General features: G+C 63.4%; 20 protein-coding genes. 11 read left to right on the top strand and 9 right to left on the bottom strand.

Features of this window, described 5'->3' with window-relative positions:
* A partial coding sequence (locus AAC023_RS08650; protein ID WP_339740193.1) for a hypothetical protein occupies window positions 1-483 on the bottom strand: 483 nt, incomplete at its 3' end.
* A gap of 239 nt (window positions 484-722) precedes the next feature.
* On the opposite strand from AAC023_RS08650, the gene obgE reads away from it, so the two are divergent.
* The 10 genes from obgE (at window position 723) to AAC023_RS08600 (ending at window position 10,157) form a co-directional block, all read left to right on the top strand.
* Window positions 723-1,757: a GTPase ObgE gene (obgE, locus tag AAC023_RS08645; RefSeq protein ID WP_339740191.1), complete on the top strand. Its 1,035-nt coding sequence runs from the start codon at window positions 723-725 to the stop codon at window positions 1,755-1,757.
* The gene (proB, locus tag AAC023_RS08640) at window positions 1,754-2,890 is read left to right on the top strand and encodes a glutamate 5-kinase (protein ID WP_339740189.1); all 1,137 of its coding nucleotides are present in this window, start codon (window positions 1,754-1,756) and stop codon (window positions 2,888-2,890) included. The genes obgE and proB overlap by 4 nt, the downstream gene beginning before the upstream one ends.
* On the top strand, window positions 2,883-3,536 hold the full coding sequence (locus AAC023_RS08635) for a nicotinate-nucleotide adenylyltransferase (protein WP_339740187.1): 654 nt from the start codon (window positions 2,883-2,885) through the stop codon (window positions 3,534-3,536). The genes proB and AAC023_RS08635 overlap by 8 nt, the downstream gene beginning before the upstream one ends.
* A 31-nt stretch (window positions 3,537-3,567) precedes the next feature.
* Complete coding sequence (gene egtD / locus AAC023_RS08630) at window positions 3,568-4,572, top strand: L-histidine N(alpha)-methyltransferase (protein WP_339740185.1); 1,005 nt, start codon at window positions 3,568-3,570, stop codon at window positions 4,570-4,572.
* Window positions 4,573-4,594: 22 nt separating this feature from the next.
* Complete coding sequence (rsfS, locus tag AAC023_RS08625; protein ID WP_339740183.1) at window positions 4,595-5,044, top strand: ribosome silencing factor; 450 nt, start codon at window positions 4,595-4,597, stop codon at window positions 5,042-5,044.
* Window positions 5,045-5,515: a 23S rRNA (pseudouridine(1915)-N(3))-methyltransferase RlmH gene (gene rlmH, locus AAC023_RS08620; RefSeq protein ID WP_339740181.1), complete on the top strand. Its 471-nt coding sequence runs from the start codon at window positions 5,045-5,047 to the stop codon at window positions 5,513-5,515.
* A gap of 99 nt (window positions 5,516-5,614) precedes the next feature.
* Complete coding sequence (locus tag AAC023_RS08615; RefSeq protein ID WP_339740179.1) at window positions 5,615-6,841, top strand: peptidoglycan DD-metalloendopeptidase family protein; 1,227 nt, start codon at window positions 5,615-5,617, stop codon at window positions 6,839-6,841.
* Between the two features lie 30 nt (window positions 6,842-6,871).
* Window positions 6,872-8,182: a S41 family peptidase gene (locus tag AAC023_RS08610; protein ID WP_339740177.1), complete on the top strand. Its 1,311-nt coding sequence runs from the start codon at window positions 6,872-6,874 to the stop codon at window positions 8,180-8,182.
* Between the two features lie 161 nt (window positions 8,183-8,343).
* On the top strand, window positions 8,344-9,660 hold the full coding sequence (locus tag AAC023_RS08605) for a divergent polysaccharide deacetylase family protein (RefSeq protein WP_339740175.1): 1,317 nt from the start codon (window positions 8,344-8,346) through the stop codon (window positions 9,658-9,660).
* On the top strand, window positions 9,660-10,157 hold the full coding sequence (locus tag AAC023_RS08600; protein WP_339740173.1) for an RNA pyrophosphohydrolase: 498 nt from the start codon (window positions 9,660-9,662) through the stop codon (window positions 10,155-10,157). The genes AAC023_RS08605 and AAC023_RS08600 overlap by 1 nt, the downstream gene beginning before the upstream one ends.
* Window positions 10,158-10,380: 223 nt before the next feature.
* Here the strand turns inward: AAC023_RS08600 and AAC023_RS08595 are convergent, their stop codons facing one another.
* Window positions 10,381-11,919 carry an amidohydrolase family protein gene (locus AAC023_RS08595; protein WP_339740171.1) on the bottom strand — a complete coding sequence of 513 codons (1,539 nt, stop codon included), beginning with the start codon at window positions 11,917-11,919 and terminating at the stop codon, window positions 10,381-10,383.
* A 123-nt stretch (window positions 11,920-12,042) separates the two neighbouring features.
* Here AAC023_RS08595 and AAC023_RS08590 point away from each other — a divergent pair, with 123 nt between their 5' ends.
* Window positions 12,043-13,044 (top strand): helix-turn-helix domain-containing protein, encoded by a 1,002-nt coding sequence (locus AAC023_RS08590; protein WP_339740169.1) that lies wholly within the window; start codon window positions 12,043-12,045, stop codon window positions 13,042-13,044.
* 53 nt (window positions 13,045-13,097) lie between these two features.
* Here AAC023_RS08590 and AAC023_RS08585 read toward each other — a convergent pair whose 3' ends face one another.
* The 7 genes from AAC023_RS08585 to AAC023_RS08555 form a co-directional block, all read right to left on the bottom strand.
* Window positions 13,098-13,499, bottom strand: a complete 402-nt coding sequence (locus AAC023_RS08585; protein ID WP_339740167.1) for a F0F1 ATP synthase subunit epsilon — start codon at window positions 13,497-13,499, stop codon at window positions 13,098-13,100.
* A 32-nt stretch (window positions 13,500-13,531) separates the two neighbouring features.
* Window positions 13,532-14,971, bottom strand: a complete 1,440-nt coding sequence (gene atpD / locus AAC023_RS08580; protein WP_339740165.1) for a F0F1 ATP synthase subunit beta — start codon at window positions 14,969-14,971, stop codon at window positions 13,532-13,534.
* A gap of 18 nt (window positions 14,972-14,989) precedes the next feature.
* Entirely contained in the window at window positions 14,990-15,877 is an 888-nt protein-coding gene (locus AAC023_RS08575) for a F0F1 ATP synthase subunit gamma (protein WP_339740163.1), read from the bottom strand.
* A gap of 32 nt (window positions 15,878-15,909) precedes the next feature.
* Entirely contained in the window at window positions 15,910-17,442 is a 1,533-nt protein-coding gene (gene atpA / locus AAC023_RS08570; RefSeq protein ID WP_339740161.1) for a F0F1 ATP synthase subunit alpha, read from the bottom strand.
* Window positions 17,443-17,445: 3 nt separating this feature from the next.
* Complete coding sequence (locus tag AAC023_RS08565; RefSeq protein ID WP_339740159.1) at window positions 17,446-18,063, bottom strand: F0F1 ATP synthase subunit delta; 618 nt, start codon at window positions 18,061-18,063, stop codon at window positions 17,446-17,448.
* Window positions 18,064-18,542: 479 nt separating this feature from the next.
* Window positions 18,543-19,289 (bottom strand): TerC family protein, encoded by a 747-nt coding sequence (locus AAC023_RS08560; protein ID WP_339740157.1) that lies wholly within the window; start codon window positions 19,287-19,289, stop codon window positions 18,543-18,545.
* A 21-nt stretch (window positions 19,290-19,310) separates the two neighbouring features.
* Window positions 19,311-21,476, bottom strand: a complete 2,166-nt coding sequence (locus AAC023_RS08555) for a primosomal protein N' (protein ID WP_339740195.1) — start codon at window positions 21,474-21,476, stop codon at window positions 19,311-19,313.
* Between the last annotated feature and the right edge of the window lie 3 nt (window positions 21,477-21,479).

Raw genomic sequence — 21,479 nt, 5'->3', positions numbered from 1 at the left:
CCCCTCCGGCGCCCGGGCTCGCACATTGCGGACTCGTCCCGCATCCGTGACGTCGAAATCGACCCAGACGCGGATACCATCCCCCGGGACCGCAACCGCAGCACCAGCAAAATCTGTCGGCCAGACTGGAGCGGTCCCGATAGTGTGATCGCCGGGGCATTGCGCCGGCGCGACAAATCCGGGCCGGATTTCGTAACCCTGCTGAATACCCGCCCCACCAGGGTCCGCCGCGGGCAGCACCGTCCCTGACAACATAAAGATGGGCAACATCGCCACCATAGTTACAAGCATTTTCAACCTCCCTGGTCGCTCTTGCACGCGTCGGGTCTCGACGCGCATCGCTTTGCGAATGACGGCGCTGGCCGACCGGCCCAACTCGCGGCAGGCGTCCAGAAAGGCAGCCTTTTCCTCGGGCGAAACCCTGACTTCGAGCATGTCCGTCTTCTTCGGCGGGCGCTTCTCTATGGGGTCTCGCTTCGTCATTCGTCAGTCAGCTTCGCCAGATGCATGAGGCAGTTCCAGATGATTGCGGTTCATACCGGGCACAATTCGTGTCCGCACATTGAATCAGACGACCGGGACCGCCGCGAAGCAAGTTTTTCCGTGTCCGGACAGCGCGAAAACAGCCCCGCATGCCGCCTCAAAGGAAAAAACGCTGAATTTCCCCACCAGTCCCTATATAGACAGTCAATCCAATCACACTGCGAAGCGATACCGGCCCGATGAAATTCCTCGACCAGGCGAAAGTTTATGTCCGTTCCGGCAATGGCGGGGCGGGGTGTATGTCGTTCCGGCGCGAGGCCTTTGTCGAATTCGGCGGCCCTGATGGCGGCGATGGCGGCAAGGGCGGCGATGTCTGGGCGGAAGCCGTCGAAGGGCTCAACACCCTGATCGACTACCGCTACAAGCAGCATTTCAAAGGCGATACCGGTGGCCATGGCCATGGCCGCGACCGTTCCGGCAAGGGCGGCGAAGATGTCATCCTGCAAGTTCCGGTCGGGACGCAAATCCTCGATGAGGACAAGGATGAAGTCCTCGCCGACATGACCGAGCTGGGCCAGCGCGTGCTGCTGGCACGCGGCGGCGATGGCGGCCAGGGCAATGCCCGTTTCAAATCGGCGACCAATCGCGCCCCACGCAAATCCACCCCCGGCTGGCCGGGCGAGGAGCGCTGGGTCTGGCTGCGGCTGAAACTGATCGCCGATGTCGGCCTGGTCGGCCTGCCCAATGCCGGCAAGTCGACCTTCCTCAGCGTCGTCTCCAAGGCCAATCCGAAGATTGCCGCCTATCCCTTCACGACGCTCTATCCCAATCTCGGCGTCGTCGATCTCGGCCCCGGATCGCGCTTCATCGTCGCCGACATTCCCGGCCTGATTGAGGGCGCGCATGAAGGCGCCGGTATTGGCGACCGCTTCCTCGGCCATATTGAACGCTGCGCCTCGATCATCCATCTGATCGACGGCACCCAGGACGATCCGGTCGAGGCCTATCACACGGTGCGCAACGAGCTGGCGGCCTATGGCGGCGGCATTACCGAAAAGCGCGAAATCCTCGCCCTCAACAAGATCGACGCCATCCCCGAGGACGAGGTCGAGGAAAAGGCGAAGCTGCTGGAGAAGGCGACTGGCAAGAAAGTCATGCGCCTGTCCGGCGTGTCCGGCGACGGGGTCAAGCGGCTGTGCTCGGAAGCCTGGCGCATCGTGCAACAGGTCCGCGCCGGCGTTGCCGAACCTGACGAGGAAGGCTGGACCCCGTGACACGCCCCGGCTTCGACGCGGCCCGTTGCATCGTGGTCAAGGTCGGATCGAGCCTGCTGCAGTCGGGCCCTGCCGTCATTGATGCGATCGCAGACGATATCGCGTCGCTGGCCGGACAGGGAAAACGTGTCGTACTGGTCTCCTCCGGCGCTGTTGCGTTGGGGCGGCCCCGCCTCGGCCTCGGCGGCGGATCGCTGACGCTGGAGCAGAAACAGGCGGCAGCGGCGGCCGGCCAGCCGGTTCTGGTCGGCGAATGGGAACGCGCCTTTGCCCGCCATGGCCGCGCCACGGCCCAGGCCCTGCTCACCCTGGACGTCACGGAATCGCGACGTCACTGGCTCAATGCCCGTGCGACGCTCAACACCCTGCTCGATCTCGGCGCCATTCCAGTGGTCAATGAGAATGATACCGTCGCCACCGACGAGATTCGCTATGGCGATAATGACCGGCTCGCGGCGCGCGTCGCCCAGCTGGTCGGGGCCGACCTTCTTGTCCTCTTGTCAGATATCGAGGGCCTGTTCGACCGCGATCCACGCACCCATCCCGACGCCCGGCTTGTCGCCGAGATTGAACGGATCGACGCGTCCATCCATGCCATGGCCGGCGGCGCCAATGCGCTGACTGGTGTCGGCACGGGCGGCATGCGCTCGAAGATTCTCGCCGCCGAGATTGCTGCAGCCTCGGGCTGCGCGACGGCGATCGGACCGGGCGCGGCGCCCGAACCGGTCTTGCGATTGCAGCAGACGGATTGCGGCAGCTGGTTCCATCCGACCGGGTCGGCTGGCAGTGCCCGCGCTGCCTGGATTGCCGGTGCCCACAGCCCCAATGGCGAAATCCGCATTGATGCCGGCGCCGCATTGGCGCTGCAGGCCGGAAAGTCGCTGCTGCCGGTCGGGGCCATCGCGGTCGAAGGGCATTTCGAGCGCGGCGATGCAGTCCGCATCACCGGACCGGACGGCACGGCGATTGCGCGTGGGGTCAGCGGCTATGATGCCAGTGATGCCCGGCGGATATGCGGCTGCCAGACCGGGGAGATCGAAGCGCTGCTTGGATATCGCCGCGCCGCGGCCCTGGTCCATGCAGATGATATCGTGCTGGCGAAGGCCGGCGGTCCCGCCCAGCGCGATGTCTGAGCGCCGCTCCAGCCCGATGGCGCGCGGCCGGCGTGTCAGCGCCCCGAAGCCGGCGCGCGCGCTGCGCAGCGAAACGCTGGCCCGCGGCATGACGGTCGGCCTGTTTGGCGGCACGTTCGATCCACCACATGAAGGCCATCTCCACGTCGCCGAGGCCGCGAAACGGCGTCTCGGCCTGGACCGGATCTGGTGGCTCGTCTCGCCCCAAAACCCCTTGAAACAGCGCCGCGCCGGCGATCTGGAGAGCCGTATGGCGGCGGTGGCTGCGCAGGCCAACCGCCCGGGCATGGTCGTCAGCGACGTGGAAGCGCGACTGGGCAGCAATCGCACGATCGACCTCCTCAATGCCCTGCAGCACCGCTATCCCGGCGTTCACTTCGTCTGGTTGATGGGCGCTGACAACCTCAAGAGCTTTCACCGGTGGGGCCAATGGCGCCAGATTTTCGCATCGGTTCCGATTGCCGTGATCTCCCGGCCCCACGATGCCGTCCGGGCCCGCCTTGCCCCGGCCGTGCGCATGCATGCCAATTCACGCGTTCGTGAACAGGGCCTCGCCACACTACCCCTAAAAACGGCGCCCGCGTGGACCTATCTGATAGAACCGTTAAACTGGCATTCCTCGTCGGCGCTTCGCGCGCGGACCTGAACCCCCGATCCGAAGCAGGCAGGGCATTTTCATGACCGATCTCACCCTCGGCCAACCCCCGGTTCATGCCGCGCTGGATTTCTTCGACGACCAGCACCCGCCCGCCGGTGATTTCCTGCGCGACGTGCTGACCGGGCTGGCAGCGACGCCCAAATCCATCCCGCCGGTCTATTTCTACGACGCCGCGGGATCGGCCCTGTTCGACCAGATCACCGACTTGCCCGAATATTATGTCACGCGCACCGAGCTGGCCCTGCTTGACCGGATCGGGCCGGAACTGGCCGAGCGCGCCGGTCCGGGTGCCGTGGTGATCGAGCCGGGGTCGGGCTCGAGCGTCAAGATCCGCAAACTGCTCGACGCTCTGGATCAGCCGGCCGGCTATGTCGGGCTGGATATTTCCGGTGAACATCTCATTGCCGCCTGCGACGAGCTAGCGCGCGATTATCCCGGCCTGCACATTGGCGCCATTTGCGCCGACTTCACGTCTGGCCTGTCGCTGGATCATCTACCCCTGCCCAAGGGCCGCCGCATCCTGTTCTTTCCGGGCTCGACAATTGGAAACTTCGAACCAGAGGCCGCACGCAAGGTGCTGGAGGGCTTCCGCAAGGGCATGCGCGAGGGTGACGCCATCCTGATCGGCGCTGATCGCGTCAAGGCGCCGCGAGTGCTTGAAGCTGCCTATGATGACGCCCAGGGCATTACCGCCGCCTTCAATCTCAATCTCGTCTCCCGCATCAATTCCGAACTCGACGGCACGCTCAACCCGGACCTGCTCAAGCATGTTTCAGTCTGGAATCCGGAAAAGTCTCGGATTGAAATGCATCTCGAGGCCCTGGAAGCCCAGCAGTTTCAAGTCGCTGGCCGCTCATTTTCCCTGGCCAGGGGCGAGCGGCTGCACACGGAAAACTCCCATAAATTCACCCCGGAGAGCTTCCAGGCGCTGGCGCGCTCAGCCGGTTTCGACGTTCTGAAGAGCTGGTCAGACCCAGCTGAACTCTTCTCGCTGCATTGGCTCGAACCAAACGCGAAAGCGTGATATAGGCCCAAGCTTGTATTGGTTGTCAGAAAGGACACCCGCCCTGTCTACGGAAACATCGCGCCGGACCAAGGAAGAAACGGCTGCAGCCGTCCGGGTCATCGGAGAAGACGGTCCCCTCGAGGAAATGGAAGCACTGGTCCTCGAAACCCTCGATGACGACAAGGCTGAAGACGTTGTCGCAATCGACCTTCGCGGCAAGTCCTCGGTTACCGACATCATGATCATCGCCTCCGGGCGGTCGTCGCGCCATGTCAGCGCGATCGCCAATCATCTGATCGATACGCTGAAAGAAACCGGTCGTGTGAAAACGCGTATCGAGGGATTGCAGACCTGTGACTGGGTGCTGATTGATGCTGGCGATATCGTCATCCATCTCTTCCGCCCGGAAGTGCGCACCTTCTACAATCTGGAAAAGATGTGGTCGGTCGACCCGGAAACCCCGACCTCCCCGGATCAACCGGCCGTCTAGGTGAAGCTCCGCATCGCAGCCATCGGGCGTGTCCGCTCCGGGCCGGAGCGTGAACTTGTCGATGATTATATCAATCGATGTTCGGTGGCCGGGCGTGGCATCGGCCTTGGCCCGCTGAGCGAAACCCAGATTGATAATCGCAGTCTCAAGACGCCCGCCGACGAAAGCCGAGCCCTGGCCGAGAGCCTGGGTTCGGACGTGAAATTCGTCCTGCTTGACGAGCGCGGCAAGGCCTTCAAATCGCCCGATCTTGCGCGCAAGCTGGGTGAATGGCGCGATAGCGGCTGCCGCGAGGCGGTGTTCTGTATTGGTGGCGCAAACGGGCATGACCGCAATGCCTTGCCGGCGCCAGATCTGATGCTTGCCTTCGGGCCGGCCGTCTGGCCACACAAGCTTGTGCGCGTCATGCTGGCGGAACAGATCTACCGTGCCGTATCGATTCTGGCCGGCACGCCCTATCATCGCGAGTAAGCCTGACCCCGAAAAACCTGCCAGCTTCGGGCGTCATTGAATTGAATTGAAACGCAAAACCGGTTCCCAGCCGCTCTGAAAAGGCCCCAGCGTCAGCGGATGTATCTTCTCCTCCTCTCCCTTTTTCTCACCCAGGCCCAGCCCGCAAGCCCGGTACCGGCCGACGCGGCGGCAGCAGAGCAGTTGGAGCAAGAAGCCCGTGAGACCGCTGCAAGAGCCGAGGCGGCGCGCGAGCAGGCCGATGAGGTCGCGTCAGAAATTGCCCGGATGCAACGGCAATTGGTCGAGCTGGGACAACGCGTCGGCATTAGTGAGCAGGCGGCCCTGGTTGCCGCCGGCGAGCTCACCCGCCTGGGCGACGAAGAGGCCGGGATCCTCGCCCGCCTGGCGACAGAGCGCGAATCCCTGATCGACATCCTCGCAGCCATTCAGCGGATCGAAACCCAGACACCCCCCGCGATATTGGCGGCGCCGAATGATGCGGCCCAGGCCGCTCGGGCGGCGGCCCTGATGGCGCAGGTTGCGCCGGCGCTGCAGGCGAGGGCCGATGCCCTGGCAGAGGAGCTGGCGCGGCTGCGGTCAATTCGCAACGATATCGAGACCCAGAGCACAGTCCTGGCCAGCGCGGAGGATGACCTGTCCGCCCAGCGGCTCGAACTGCGAGCCCTGATCGCCGATCGCCGAGCGCTCGAAGCGAGGCGCCGGGACGAAGCGGTCGCCTTCCTGGAAGCGTCAAGCTCCGCGGGCGAACGCGCCCGGTCGATCCGCTCGCTCCTGTCGGAGCTGACGCAGATGGCTGCGGTAATGCCGAGCCTCAGCCCTCGCCGCATAGAATTGCCCGACACCATACCGGCCCCGCATATGCGCCCAACGCGCGATCTGATCGCGGCGCGCGCGCCCGCCCAGCCCCTGGAAACGCTGCGTTTCGCCGATGCCCGCGGGCGGCTCAGACCACCGGCGGCTGGCGACGTGGTCAGACGATTTGCAGAACTGGCCGAAGATGGCACAGCATCTGAAGGAATATTCATTCGGACTCGCAGCGAGGCGCAGGTAGTGTCTCCCTTCGACGCCCGCGTCGAGTTTGCCGGACCGTTCAGCACATATGGCGGTCTATTGATACTGAATGTCGGCGAGGGCTATTATATGGTCTTGTCAGGCATGGCGGTCACCTATGCCAGTGCCGGGCAAAGCGTTCTTGCTGGCGAACCGGTTGGTGCAATGCCCGATACTGGGCAAACGGCCCCAGAATTGTATCTGGAGCTACGTAGAGACGGAAATGCGATGGATCCCGGGCCCTGGCTCAGACCCAACGCTCAATCCGGTTAGGACTTTCGCGCACAAAGGACGCGAATTGGTATGCGCATCAATGTCTTCGCTTCAATCCTGGCCTTCGCGCTTGGGGCCGTGGCCATCACAATGGCTGCCGAGGGACGGCAAGAGGATCATTCGGAAACCTTCCGTCAGCTCGAGCTATTCGGTGACGTGCTGAGCCGAATCGAGTCCGATTATGTTGCCGAGACCGACCAGACACAGATGATTGAAGCTGCCATTGAAGGCATGCTGACCTCGCTCGATCCACACTCCGCCTACCACAATCCCGACAGCTACGAGAATCTGCGCGTCACCACGCGCGGTGAGTATGGCGGTCTGGGGATGGAAGTGACCCGGCGTGACGAATTCATCACCGTTGTTTCGCCTATCAGCGACACCCCGGCCGAACGTGCGGGCCTGCGCACCAATGACCGCATCATCGCGGTCGATGGCGACAGCATTATCGGCGTCACCGTCGACAGCGCTGTCGAGATGATGCGCGGCGCCGTTGGCGAACCAGTGACGATAACCATCGCCCGCGCCGGCGAAGACCCTTTTGACGTCACGCTGGTTCGCGACACCATCCCGCTGCGCACCGTTGCGACGCGGATCGAGGATGGCATCCCCTATCTGCGGATCGCCGGATTCAATGAACGCACGACCGAAATGGTTCTCGAAGGCATTGCGGAGCTGGAAGACGAGTATGGCGGGCCGCTGCCCGGCCTGATTCTGGATGTACGCTACAATCCTGGCGGCCTGCTCGACCAGGCGATCGGTGTGACCGATGTCTTCCTCGATGGCGGCGAAGTCGTGTCGACGCGGAATCGCGATCCGCGCGACACGCAGCGGTATAATGCCCGCCCCGGTGACCGCCTGAACCAGGCGCCAATCGTTGTCTTGATCAATGAAGGCTCGGCGAGTGCGGCCGAAATCGTCGCCGGCGCGCTACAGGACCGCGAACGCGCCGAACTGGTCGGAATGACCAGTTTCGGCAAGGGTTCGGTTCAAACCATCATCCCGCTTCGCGGCGGTCGCGATGGCGCTCTGCGCCTGACTACCGGGCGCTATTACACACCCGCAGGCCGTTCAATCCAGGGAACCGGCATTGTGCCCGACCTCCAGATCAGCTCCTTTCCGATCTCCGAGGATGAAGACGACGCCGGTTCACCGGTCCGGCTTGAAGCCGACCTGCCCGGAGCGCTGGAGAATGAATCCGGACAGGGCCGTGCGGAAGCCGACATAGCGGCCATCGAGCAACCACCGGCCGACTGGCCCGAGGACGAGGACTTCCAGCTGTCCCGGGCCCAGGAAATCCTGCGCAGCTCGATGGAAAGCCAGCAGGCCGCCCTGCACTAGGCTGACGGCAATCCTGGCCCGGCCCCTCACCGCAAGGTGCGGGCCGGGTCAGCATGCAGGCCGTTAACCGTTTCTTTTCCGGGACAGGGCAGTTTTGACAGTGAATTGGTGCGCCCGGCCGGGCGCATGACCGGTTAATTCGCTTGTCGAAGATTGCTCCGATGTCCAGCGCCGTCCTACGCCATGTCGAGCCCCTGCTCACAATCAAGGCTCCGCTCTTTGCGGGGCTGGGTGCGGCGGGTTTGTTTGCCATTGTCATTCTGACGATCGCGGTGTTTGGAAAAGCTGACCTGCAGCCGCCGCTGGCCCGTGGCGGCGTAACCCCCGCACCGGCCGAGACACTCTATCCAGCAGCGGAGTTGCGAATCGCTCCCGTCGAGGACGAGCCGCCGGCGATCCGCTTCATCGAGCCTGAGGGCGTGGAAGAAGCCCAGCTGGCCGGCATTGAAGACCGTTTCACAACGCCGCCGGCGCAGACCACCGGGTCCGATCCCGCTGACGCCGAAGCGCGCCATGCCGCGCGGCCAGACCCGGCCCAGGCGCTCGCGCCCGCCCCGCTTCCCGGGCTGAGCGAAAATGGCCCCAATGGCCTCCTGCCCGTGATTCCGCCCAACGGGCTTCGCGCATCACGCGCCTATGCCCGGCCCTTCCATGGCGACCCAAGCGCTCCGACCATCGCGGTGGTGATTGGCGGCCTGGGTCTCAATAGCGCCGTGACACAATCGGCGATCGATGAATTGCCGCCGGAGATTGCCCTGAGCTTTGCGCCTTATACGCGCGACTTGCAGACCTGGGTCAATCGGGCACGCGCTGCCGGCCATGAAGTACTTATCGAAGCGCCGATGGAGCCCTTCGACTACCCGAATAATGATCCCGGGCCGCAAACCCTGCTCGCTGACGCTACGGCCGGTGAGAATCGGGCGCGGCTGGAATGGGTGTTGGGGCGCACCACCGGCTATTTCGCGGTCTCCAATTATCTCGGCGCCCGTTTCTCGGCCTCGGAACCGGCCATGACCCAATTGCTGCAAAACCTCGAAGACCGGGGGGTCGCCTTCCTGCACGATGGCGCTGGCCGACGCACGGTCATAGAGACGGCCGCACGCAGCACCAATGTCCAATACGCCATCGCCGATCGCGTCCTCGACGAGGACCCGAGCCCGAACGCGATTGATGATCACTTGCTGACGCTTGAGGCGTTGGCGCTGCAGAATGGTGCCGCGCTCGGGGCCGGCTTCTCCTATCCAACCACGGTCAATCATGTGCGGGATTGGGCCCGGACCCTGGATATGCGCGGCTATCAGCTGGCACCGCCATCGGCTGTCATGGCGCGCCGGCGATTGCAGGCACGCCTTGAGGCTGAAGCCCAGGCGCTCGAGCCCGAGCCCGATCATGTCAGCGATAATCGCTGGTCGCGCCCGCCTGCGGACGCATCGAGTGGCGGCGATCACGCGGCACCTGCCGCCTCCTCGGGCCATTGATGTCAATCGCTGACGATCCCTGGCCGAACCATCGCGCCAATGTCGGCATTGCCCTGTTCAATGCTGAAGGTCAGGTCTGGCTCGGCCGCCGGGAAGGCACCCCACCGCCCTGGAACTGGCAATTGCCGCAGGGTGGCATGGACAAGGGCGAGGCCGCCGAGACGGCGGCGCTGCGCGAGCTCGAGGAAGAAACCGGGATCCGGCCCGATCGAGTCGAGCCGCTTGGCTGTATTGCCGACTGGATCGCCTATGATTACCCGCCGGATGTGCGCGAGGATCCACGCTTTCACAAAAAGCGTCATCTCGGACAGAAACAGCGCTGGTTTGCCTTCCGCTTCCACGGCAATGCGTCCGATATTGACCTTGCGCGCCACGCCGAAGTTGAGTTCGACGCCTGGCGTTGGGGCGAGCTGGCGGAAATCCCGGACCTGATCATCCCGTGGAAGCGGGATGTCTATGTGCAGGTCGCCGCCGCCTTCGCGAAGTTTGCCGGCTGATTACCCGGCAGTCATCGGCCCGCGCCGATTGTCCACCGCGAAGGAGGCCCAGCCCAGGGGAATGTCACCAGGGATAGCCATTTCCAGTGAGCAGAATGCCGTCACTGATTCCGGGGGATGCTCCGCCAGGATCAAAAGGTCCTGGCGGAGCGGCACATTGAGCGCTCACGGCAGGCAGCAAGACCGCGGCTGTGCCCCCGCGACGCCGGCAATTGCGGACCGGTCAATGGCCGCCCGCCGCGCCCGAGCGGGCGGATAGAACAGCCCGGTCAATTACCTCGCCTTCAAGGATCACGGTCTCGATCTGGTCATAGGCCGCGACATCGCGCAATGGACTGGCCCGCAAAATGAGCAAATCGGCCCGCTTGCCCGGCTCTATGGTGCCGACCTCATCGGCCAGTCCGAAAGCAGCGGCATTGTCGATGGTCAAGCTACGAAACAGGGTCGGGAGTGAAATACCCGCATCCACCCAGTTCCGCATCTCCCAATAGCCTGCCAGTCCCGGAGGCGAGGCCCAGCCGAAACCACCGACCGCCGTGTCGCTCCCGAACAGAAAGCGAGCATTTTCGACATACATGTCCCAAATCAGGTTTTTGTAACGGTCGAGGAAGGCTGTCTGGGCCGCTCCCATATTTTCGGCATCGCTGCCCTCGGCAATCATGTCGCCAAACATGGCCAGGAACTGCTCGCGCTGGACCTGGGCGTCACCGCGCAAATAGTCGAGATAGGCGGCCGGGACCACATCGGCCCATTGCGGGGCCTCGAGCACGGCCGGGTCAAACAGGCTCGCCGTATTGCGAATGGTTTGAATGGTTGGCTGCATCGCAATCTGCGAACGGGCTTCGCGCCGGGCAATGTCCGCAGTGTCGGCGGCCGGGTGCGGGTCGGTGAAGGTCTGGCCGGTCCATTCCCACATGCCGTGCGCGAGAATATCGACCCCGGTTTCAAGGGCGAATTCATGGCCCGCCGGCGTGGTGGCATGCAGCAGGACAGGCAGATTGACGGCATGGGCTTCGCTGACCACGTCCCGGACGATCGCGGCCGAGGGCAGACGGAAGTCTGGGGCCCCGCCAGGCCACCACAGAGCCTCTTCATAGTAGAGTTTGACACACTGGCCGCCCTGCCGGACGACTGACGCCACAACGGCCTCTGGCGTGTGAGCGGCGGGGTTCGCGCCCTCGGGGATGAAGCCATTGGCGTAGCTGTCGATCAGATAGCCGGGATAGGCACCGCCAACCGGCGCCCCCTCCAGCTCGAGCGCCATGAACCCGTCCGAGAGCGCTATCCCCTGGCCGCAATGCACCAGATGCGGGTGGAGCGGCGCCGCCTCGAAGCGGGCATTGGTCTCGGCATCGGCATTGAGCTCTATGACTGTGGTGAAGCCGTGGAACAGGAAGCTGCGGGGCTGTTGCTCCATATAGCCGCGGTAGAGCGCGGCATAGTCCTCGGTATAACGGGCGCGCAAACCTGTCGCATGATAGAGATGCACGTGGCTGTCGATCAGACCCGGAATGAGATAGCTGTCGTCGGCGTCGATCGTCCGGTTCGCACGCACAGTCGGGATACCGGTGCCCAGAGCTGTAATGCGGCCATCGCTGACGCTTACCCAGGCATTCTCAAGGGGCGCAGCGCGCTCAGGGCTGATCAGTGTCGCGTTCCGGATCAGCAGATCGGCCTCGGGCCAGGCTTGGGAACAGGCCGGCTGCGTCAGGGCGAACAAGGCCAGGGCGGCGGCACGGATACGGATGGGGCGGTTTTTCATCGGGCTCTCCTCGGGCGTTGCCGGACAGGAGCGCGCCGCGACCGGGCGTGCGCCCTGAAACGCGATTGAGGACAGGCGAAAACGCGATATTGGACATCCCCGCAAGACGCCGTATCAAGCAGTATGGATGCTGTCCTCCACACCTCGGCCGCCCTGGCGGCCATAATCGCGATCTACCTCTTCGGATCACCGACCGAACCGCGCCTGGCGCACCGGCTACTGGCTGCCGTCTTTGGCTTGTTCGCGGTCCAGCAAATCCTTACGAGCCTGGTGCTGATCGACGCCGCTTCAGCCTGGGTCTGGTGGCGCCCGGTTCTGGCCATGCTGATGCCACCCCTGATCTATTTGCACCTGCGTGCGGTCACCCACCCGGAGACCAAGCTGAAATGGCCGGACCTGGCCCACCTTGCCGCCCCGGCCGGCCTTCTCCTGCTGCGCATTGTTCAGACGGGCGGGCCCTATCTCGACGCCGCAATCATCTCGAGCCTGGGCTTTTACAGCGTCTTTGCCTTCTTGAGAATCTCCGCCCCGACCCCCGGCACGCGCCGCTGGAAACTGGCCATTTGCGGCTGGCTGCTGGCGATGGCAATCGCCGACCTGCTGGTCATGGTGGAGCTGTTCGACCGCACAAGGCTGGATCAGTCACGCTCGCTGATCGTGGTGATCTCAGGCTTCTTCATATTCCTGATTTACTTCCTGCTCACCAGCCTGCACCGGACCGGACCGCTCAGCTGGATCGTCACCCGCATAAGGCGCGACAGCAGATCGGCCGACAGCGTCGCGAGCCGGCTGGAACAGCATATGGCGGCGGCCCGTCCATGGCTCGACGCGGACCTCACCGTGGCCCGGCTCGCCCGGCAATTGAGCCTGCCACAGCGGGTCGTCTCGGAAACGGTCAATGACCGTTTCGGCACCAGCGTCAGCCGCTGGATCAATGGCTGGCGCATTACCGAGGCCCAGCGTCTCATGGCAGCCGCGCCAGAGCGGCCATTGGTCGAGCTGATGCTGGATTGCGGCTTTCAGACCCGATCCAATTTCAACAAGGCATTCAAGGATGTTGCCGGTGAAACGCCGAGCGCCTGGCGCAAGCGCAACAGCGCGCCATCATCCGCGCAAACGGCATAGAAAAAGGCCGCCCCGACGGGACGGCCTTGATCAAGTGAGACTTGTCTGCCTGATCAGTTGGCGACCGTTGTCCGCATTGCTTCCAGACGGTCAATCCGACCCTGGGCCTGTTCGGCTTCCATGTCAGACTTGGCGACGCTCAGATCTTCCTGGGCGTCCTTCAGATCCCGTTCAAGGGCAGCGACGTCAATCTCGGAAACCGGGATCGCTTCTTCAGCCAGAATCGTCAGACCGGCAGGCGTCACTTCGGCGAAACCGCCATGGATGAAGGTGCGCTCGGCCACGCCGTCGGTCGTGACGATGATCGCGCCGGAGCGGATCACCGACATGAAGGGTGCGTGCTTCGGCAGCACGCCGAAATCGCCATCTTCGCCGGGGACCACAACCATATCGACTTCACCCGCAAACAGGCGGCGCTCAGGCGATACGAGGTCAAAATGCAGCTTGTCAGCCATCAGGTATTCCTCCGGCTAATGCCGGAGACCGCTTATGCGGCCTCCGCAGCCATTTTCTCGGCTTTTTTCACCGCGTCTTCGATCGTGCCGACCATGTAGAAGGCCTGCTCGGGAAGGTGATCATACTCGCCGTCACAGATCGCCTTGAAGCCCTTGACCGTGTCCGCCACAGGCACCTGGATACCCGGGAAGCCGGTGAAGATTTCGGCGACGTCGAATGGCTGCGACAGGAAACGCTCGATCTTGCGGGCACGGGTCACCAGCATCTTGTCCTCTTCGGACAGCTCGTCCATGCCGAGGATGGCGATGATGTCCTGCAGGGCCTTGTAGCGCTGAAGCGTTTCCTGGACCCGGCGGGCGGTGTTGTAGTGATCGTCGCCGACAATGCGAGGCTCGAGAATACGCGAGGTCGAATCGAGTGGATCCACAGCCGGATAGATGCCCTTTTCCGAGATCGCACGATTGAGAACCGTCGTCGCATCGAGGTGGGCGAAGGTGGTGGCAGGCGCCGGGTCGGTCAGGTCATCGGCGGGCACGTAAACGGCCTGCACCGAGGTGATCGAACCCTTGTTCGTCGAGGTGATGCGTTCCTGCAGGGCGCCCATATCCGTCGACAGGGTTGGCTGATAGCCCACCGCGGACGGGATACGGCCGAGCAGGGCGGACACTTCGGAACCGGCCTGGGTGAAGCGGAAGATATTGTCGACGAAGAAGAGAACGTCCTTGCCCTCTTCATCGCGGAAATATTCAGCCTGGGCGAGACCCGACAGGGCGACGCGGGCGCGGGCTCCCGGAGGCTCGTTCATCTGGCCGAAGACCAGCGAACAACGCGAACCTTCGGTCGAGCCATCATGCTCTTTCGGGTCCTTGTTGACGCCTGATTCGATCATTTCCCAGTAAAGATCGTTACCTTCACGGGTCCGCTCGCCAACACCGGCGAAAACCGAGTAGCCACCGAACATCTTCGCGATGTTGTTGATCAGCTCCTGGATCAGAACCGTCTTGCCAACGCCGGCGCCGCCGAACAGGCCGATCTTGCCGCCCTTGGCGTAGGGGCAAAGCAGGTCGACAACCTTGATGCCGGTTGGCAGGATTTCAGCTTCCGTCGCCTGTTCGGCAAAGGATGGAGCCGGACGGTGAATCGGGGCCGTCATCGTGTGCGGGATATCGCCCGCCTCATCGATCGGCGCGCCGGTCACGTTCATGATGCGGCCGAGCGTGCCCGGGCCGACGGGAACCATGATCGGGCCACCAGTGTCGGTCACTTCAACGCCGCGCTGCAGGCCCTCGGTCGCATCCATGGCGATGGTGCGAACCGTGTTCTCGCCGAGATGCTGCGAAACTTCGAGGGTCAGCGGCTTGCCGTCATTGGTCGACAGCAAGGCGTTGAGGATGTTGGGCAATCCACCATCGAACTCGACGTCGACGACGGCGCCGGTGATCTGGACAATACGGCCTTTAAGAGTGCTCATGATTGGTCTTCCCCTCGTCTAGAGAGCTTCGGCGCCGGAGATGATTTCGGTCAACTCCGTCGTGATTTGCGCCTGACGGGTGCGGTTATAAAGAAGGTTCAACTTGTCGATCAGTTCGCCGGCATTACGGGTGGCATTATCCATGGCGGCCATGCGGGCCCCCATTTCGCCAGCCGAATTTTCCAGCAGCGTCGACAGAATTACGGTCGTGATATAGCGCGGCAACAAGGCGTTGAGGATGGTTTCCTCGTCCGGTTCGGCATCATAGACGCTGCCGTCCGTGTCGGGCCGATCGGCTCCGTCCTCGATTGCATCGATCGCCGGGATCAATACTTTCGAATACGGCTTCTGCGAGATCACCGAAATGAATTCCGAAGCAAGGATTTCACAAACGTCGAATTCGCCAGCTTCGAACATATAGGTGATCTCGTCACCGATACGTCCGGCGACGGCGCCATTGAGGGTCTTTTCGGCCTTCAGGTCGAACATTTTGATGATCAGCGGGGCGAACTGGCGCTTCAGCTGATCATAGCCCTTCTTGCCGACGCAGATGATCTTGACGGTCTTGCCGGCGCGCTGCAGCTCGTTGACACGAGCCCGTGCCAGGCGGGCGATATTGGTGTTGAATCCGCCACACAGGCCACGATCGGCCGTCATGACGAGCAGCAAACGCGTCTCATCGCTGCCAGTGCCGACCAGGAGCGGTGAGGCCCCCGGTGAACCGGCCATTGAATTGGACAGGTTCGCCATCACGGCAGCCATGCGCCCGGCATAGGGGCGCGCGGCTTCCGCGGCTTCCTGGGCCCGGCGCAGCTTGGCCGCTGACACCATCTGCATCGCCTTGGTGATCTTCTGCGTGGATTTCACGCTGGCGATACGATTTCGAAGGTCCTTAAGGCTCGCCATGCGGCACTCCTAGCGGTCGTTACGGTTCAAATTCACGCGAAATGTTCGGTGAACTTGTCCAGAACGCCCTTCAGCTTGGCCTCAGATTCATCGCTAACCTTTTTCTCATCGCGGATCGCCGCCATGAGAGAGGCATGCTCGGCATGGAGATGACGCAGGAGGTCTGCCTCAAAACGCTTGATGTCGCCGATTGCGATGCCGTCGAGATAGCCGCGTGTACCGGCATAGATCGCGCAGACCTGTTCTTCCATCGACAGCGGCGAGAATTGCGGCTGTTTCAGAAGCTCGGTCAGGCGCTGGCCACGGCTCAGCAGCTTTTGCGTCGCGGCGTCGAGATCGGAACCGAACTGGGCAAAGGCCGCCATTTCGCGGTACTGGGCCAGTTCGCCCTTCATCTTGCCGGCAACCTGCTTCATCGCCTTGGTCTGGGCAGCCGAACCCACGCGAGACACCGACAGGCCGACATTCACGGCCGGGCGGATGCCCTGGTAGAACAGGTCGGTTTCCAGGAAGATCTGGCCGTCAGTGATCGAGATCACATTGGTCGGAATATAGGCGGAGACGTCATTGGCCTGGGTTTCAATGATAGGCAGAGCCGTCATCGAGCCGGAACCATTCGCTTCGTTCAGCTTGGCCGAACGCTCGAGCAGACGAGAGTGAAGATAGAAGACATCGCCCGGATAGGCTTCGCGGCCCGGCGGGCGGCGCAGCAGCAGGGACATCTGGCGATAGGCAACAGCCTGCTTGGACAGATCATCATAGACGATCAGCGCGTGCATGCCGTTATCGCGGAAATATTCGCCCATGGCAGAGGCGGTAAACGGTGCCAGGAACTGCATGGGTGCAGGATCCGATGCCGTTGCGGCCACGACGATGGTGTAATCCATCGCGCCATTTTCCTCGAGCGTCTTGACGATCTGGGCGACCGTCGAACGTTTCTGGCCGATCGCGACATAGATGCAGTAGAGCTTGGCGCTCTCATCATTGCCCTGGTTGATCGCCTTCTGGTTCAGAATGGTGTCGAGCGCGATTGCGGTCTTGCCGGTCTGGCGGTCACCAATGATCAGCTCGCGCTGGCCACGGCCGACCGGGATCATGGCGTCGATCGCCTTGATGCCCGTTGCCATCGGTTCGTGAACCGATTTGCGGGGGATAATGCCCGGCGCCTTGACGTCGACGCGGCGGCGCTCGGCGACATCGGTCAATGGACCCTTGCCATCGATCGGCTCACCGAGACCGTCCACGACGCGGCCGAGAAGGCCTTTGCCGACAGAGGTATCGACGATAGCGCCGAGACGTTTGACGGTGTCGCCTTCCTTGATGCCCCGGTCTTCACCGAAGATCACGCAACCGACATTGTCGCGTTCCAGATTGAGGGCCATGCCCTTAATCCCGCCCGGGAACTCGACGAGCTCACCAGCCGCGACCTCATCGAGGCCGTAAACGCGCGCAATACCGTCACCGACGGACAGCACACGACCGACATCCGAAACCTTCGCTTCGGTGCCGTAATTTTTGATCTGATCCTTCAGGATCGCAGAAATCTCTGCAGCCCGGATGTCCATGGCCTACGCCTCTTTCATCGCATTCTTCATCCCGTCCAGCTTGGTGCGGAGAGATGAGTCGAACATACGGGAACCAATCTTGACGATCAGCCCGCCCATTAATTCAGGACGCACGTTTGTGCGAACTTCGATTTCGCGCCCGAAGGCACTTTTCAGAGAAGCCGCAAGGGCTTCAGTCTGTTTCTTGGTCAGCGCTGCGGCCGAGCTCACATCAGCCCGCACAATGCCGCGATCGGCATCGAGCAGGGCCGCGAAAATCGTCGCGATATCGCCGAGTTCGGCAGCACGGCGGTTTTCCGCCACGACGCCGAAAGCGTTCTTTGTCAGCGCGTTGAAGCCAGCCTTGTCGGCCAGCGCGAACAACACGCCGGTTTTGTGCTCGGCCGAATACAGCGGCGAGGTCAGGACGTCGGACAATTCGTCCGAGGTCTCGAGCGCTGCGCGCAGGGCCGACAGATCAGCTGCAACCGCATCGAGGCTGCCGCTTGTCTTGGCCAGCTCGAATACTGCTTTCGCGTAGCGACCTGCAGCATTGGCTGTGATGGCGTCTTCGCCGGTGCTCACCGTGACGTCACTCTCTGGCTGGGGAAGTGCCTGGAATTCACCGGAAGGTGCAAACACTTGAAATTCAACGATTTGTACGATTGGACGAGCAAGCTTGCGCTACCCGTCCTCGGGGTTCGGCGCTGCGATAGCACAGGGTGATCAGCGCAGCAAGCCGGAGCGCGTACCGATTCAGCAGGCGGGCGGCTGGCGGCCGGCCGGCCACGGGGCTGAAATCGCGGGGATGGACGGGATTCGTGGCGTGATCACCGCGTCAATCGGACCGCCGCAAACGCCTTAAACGCCTGTGAAAACACGCTAATTGGAGCATGCATCCATCGCCGGACCTGCCGCGGGGCGTGGGTCGGGCTTCGACCTGGGGCGGCGTTCAGCTTTATTTCGAACCCGGATTCTTACAGCACGCGCCGCGCCGGCTGACGGTCGCCGCCGGGCGAATCTCCTGCCGGGCCGGCCTGTCGTGCCGTCCTGCCGTTCAGGACGCACAGTCCTGCCGCCAACAACGCGCTGGCCTGCCGCTGACCGGCTGCCGGACTCCGCTAGCCCGCCGCATTGCCATCCTTCGGGTGCGAGATGCCGGAACGGGCCTTCAGGGCGACGATGTTGAGCACTTCGACGAAGAGCGAGAAGGCGATCGCGAAATAGAGATAGCCGCGCGGAATGTGGAAGCCGAGACCATCGGCGATCAGCGACATGCCGATCAGCAGCAGGAAGGCCAGGGCCAGCATTTTCGTCGTCGGGTGATTTTCAATGAAGCGCGCGACCGCGCCGGCGGCGAACAACATCACCCCCATCGCGATCACCACGGCGGTGATCATGATCGGCACATGATCGGTCATGCCAACAGCGGTGATGACCGAATCGAGCGAGAAGACGATATCGATCACGGTGATCTGGGCGACGATCATCAGGAATGCTTCACCGGCCCCGTTTTTCGGCACCTGGCTGACGCCCTCGACAGTATGGTGGATTTCCAGCGTGCCCTTGGTGAGCAGAAAAATGCCGCCGCCGAGCAGGATCAGATCGCGCCAGGAGACGCCGTGATCGAAGACCACGAACAGGTCGGCCTCCAGATGCGCCATCCACACCAGACCCATCAGCATGATGACGCGGAAAACCAGCGCCATGGCGAGACCGAGCGTGCGCGCCGAGGCCCGTCTCGCCTCGGGCAGGCGACCGGCCATGAGGGCGACGAAGATCACATTATCGACGCCGAGAATGATTTCCAGAAAGGTCAGGGTTGCCAGCGACAGCCAGATCTCTGGCGTAGACAATAATTCAAGCATGAGGGTGATTCCCGGTGGTGCTCACATGAAACTATAGGGATCGACATCGATCGTCACCCGGATCGAGGGCGGGATTTTCACCCGCGTCTTCCAGGCCCGCAAATAGGCGGAGATATCAATCGTCTTGTCGGCGCGCACCAGGATGCGGCGGCGGTGCCAGCCGCGCACCAGGGCGCGCGGCGGCTCGGCCGGCCCCCAGATCTCGACACCATCGGTCAGCGGTGCGGCGGCGGCATAACGCCCGGCGGCGGCTTCGACGGCCTCGACATCGCGCGCCTGGAAGCTGATCGCTGCCATGCGGCCAAAGGGCGGCAGGCCGAGTGCCTCGCGCGCCATCATTTCGGTTTCGAGGAAGGCATCGCGATCGCCGGCGATCAGCGCCTGGATCGCTTCATGCTCGGGCTGGTGGGTCTGAAGCAGGGCGCGGCCCGGGCGTTCGGCGCGGCCGGCGCGGCCGGCGACCTGGACCAGGGTCTGGAAAGTGCGCTCGCCGGCGCGCGGATCACCGCCCGCGAGACCCAGATCGGCATCGATCACCCCGACCAGGGTCAGATTGGGGAAGTTGTGCCCCTTGGCGGCGATCTGGGTGCCGACCAGGATATCGATCTCGCCGCGCTCCATCCGCTCGACCAGATCGGCGCCGGAGGCGCTGTCGGAGGAATAGATCTCGATCTTCGCATCGGGGAAGAGATGTTTGGCTTCCTCGGCGACGCGCTCGACGCCGGGCCCGACACTGGTGAGACTGTCCTCGGCCTGGCATTCGGGACAGAATTTCGGCCGCGGCATGGAAAACCCGGTGACATGACAGACCAGCCGCCCGGTATAGCGATGCTCGACCAGATAAGACTGGGTGTCCGGCGAGGTCATGCGGTGACCGCAGGCGCGGCACAGCACCAGCGGCGCATAGCCGCGCCGGTTGAGATAGAGCAGCACCTGCTCGCCGGCCTGCAGCGTTTCCACCATGGCTGAAATCAAAGGCGGCGAAATCCAGCGCCCGGCCTCGGGCGGATGTTCGCGCAGATCGATCGTGTCGACCTGTGGCAGCACCGCCGAGCCCGGCCGTGCCGGCAGGCGCACATGCACATAGCGACCGGCCTGGGCATTGGTCAGGCTTTCCAGCGAGGGCGTGGCCGAGGCGAGGACGATCATCGCGCCCTCGATCTTGGCGCGCAGCACGGCCAGGTCACGGCCCTGATAGGGCAGGCCCTCATCCTGTTTATAGGTCGGGTCATGCTCCTCATCGACAATGATGAGTTTGAGATTGGTGAAGGGCAAAAACAGCGCCGAGCGCGCGCCGACCACGATCCGCGCCCGCCCCTCGGCGACCTCGCGCCAACAGCGGCGCCGCACTTTCGGCCCGGCGGCGGAATGCCAGATCGCCGGAGCGCAGCCGAAACGCGCCTCGAAGCGCGACAGCACAGCCGCCGTCAGGGCGATTTCCGGCAGCATGATCAGGATCTGGCCATCGGGATGGCGGCGCAGCACTTCGGCAATCGCCTCGAAATAGACCTCGGTCTTGCCCGAGCCCGTCACCCCGTCGAGCAGGGCGCTCTGGAATCCGCCCGCCCGCACCAGCCGCCGCAACACGCCGCCGGCCTCGGCCTGCAACATCGTCAGCGACAGGCCTTCGGCTTCGGGATCGGGAATACCATAGGGCGGATCGATCGGCCGGCTGATCGCGGTCAGCGCGCCCGCCGTCGCCAGCCCCTTGACCACGCCCGACCCGACACCGGCTTCGCGCGCAAGATCGGCGGCCGAGGCCTCCCCCAGCGCCAACGCCACATCGAGCACCGCCGCGCGCGCCGATGTCATGCGCGGCGCTTCAGTGCCGCTGACGCAGTAAAGGGTTTCGGTCGGCGAGGGTTTCAGCGCCTCAGCGCTGCGCAGCACGGAGCGCAGGATCACGCCGGGCGGCTGCACCAGATAGCGCGCCAGCCAGTCAACAAATTGACGCGTTCCCGCCGGCAGCGGCGCCCCGCCCATCGGACCCTCGACCGATTTCAGCGCCCGCTCACCAGGCCCCGGTTTCAACGCCCAGACGACCCCATGCACCATCCGCTTGCCCAGCGGTGCCAGCACATGATCGCCCAAGCCCAGCTCGAGCCCTTCGGGCACGAGATAGTCGAAGGCCTCCGGCAAGGGCAGCGGAAACAGGATCGAGGCGCGAGATGACGATTCGGAGGACACGGG

Origin of the sequence: uncultured Maricaulis sp. (genome assembly GCF_963976135.1) — a bacterium.
Lineage (GTDB): Bacteria > Pseudomonadota > Alphaproteobacteria > Caulobacterales > Maricaulaceae > Maricaulis.
Note: the sequence above shows the minus strand (reverse complement) of the source record. Positions and strands in the feature narration are given on the sequence as shown.

What these genes read in the sequence shown, in the direction of transcription:
- obgE (WP_339740191.1), top strand. Translation starts at nt 723, where the DNA reads ATGAAATTCCTCGACCAGGCGAAAGTTTATGTCCGTTCCGGCAATGGC.
- AAC023_RS08635 (WP_339740187.1), top strand. Translation starts at nt 2,883, where the DNA reads ATGTCTGAGCGCCGCTCCAGCCCGATGGCGCGCGGCCGGCGTGTCAGC.
- egtD (WP_339740185.1), top strand. Translation starts at nt 3,568, where the DNA reads ATGACCGATCTCACCCTCGGCCAACCCCCGGTTCATGCCGCGCTGGAT.
- AAC023_RS08615 (WP_339740179.1), top strand. Translation starts at nt 5,615, where the DNA reads ATGTATCTTCTCCTCCTCTCCCTTTTTCTCACCCAGGCCCAGCCCGCA.
- AAC023_RS08610 (WP_339740177.1), top strand. Translation starts at nt 6,872, where the DNA reads ATGCGCATCAATGTCTTCGCTTCAATCCTGGCCTTCGCGCTTGGGGCC.
- AAC023_RS08605 (WP_339740175.1), top strand. Translation starts at nt 8,344, where the DNA reads ATGTCCAGCGCCGTCCTACGCCATGTCGAGCCCCTGCTCACAATCAAG.
- AAC023_RS08600 (WP_339740173.1), top strand. Translation starts at nt 9,660, where the DNA reads ATGTCAATCGCTGACGATCCCTGGCCGAACCATCGCGCCAATGTCGGC.
- AAC023_RS08595 (WP_339740171.1), bottom strand. Translation starts at nt 11,919, where the DNA reads ATGAAAAACCGCCCCATCCGTATCCGTGCCGCCGCCCTGGCCTTGTTC.
- AAC023_RS08590 (WP_339740169.1), top strand. Translation starts at nt 12,043, where the DNA reads ATGGATGCTGTCCTCCACACCTCGGCCGCCCTGGCGGCCATAATCGCG.
- AAC023_RS08585 (WP_339740167.1), bottom strand. Translation starts at nt 13,499, where the DNA reads ATGGCTGACAAGCTGCATTTTGACCTCGTATCGCCTGAGCGCCGCCTG.
- atpD (WP_339740165.1), bottom strand. Translation starts at nt 14,971, where the DNA reads ATGAGCACTCTTAAAGGCCGTATTGTCCAGATCACCGGCGCCGTCGTC.
- AAC023_RS08575 (WP_339740163.1), bottom strand. Translation starts at nt 15,877, where the DNA reads ATGGCGAGCCTTAAGGACCTTCGAAATCGTATCGCCAGCGTGAAATCC.
- atpA (WP_339740161.1), bottom strand. Translation starts at nt 17,442, where the DNA reads ATGGACATCCGGGCTGCAGAGATTTCTGCGATCCTGAAGGATCAGATC.
- AAC023_RS08560 (WP_339740157.1), bottom strand. Translation starts at nt 19,289, where the DNA reads ATGCTTGAATTATTGTCTACGCCAGAGATCTGGCTGTCGCTGGCAACC.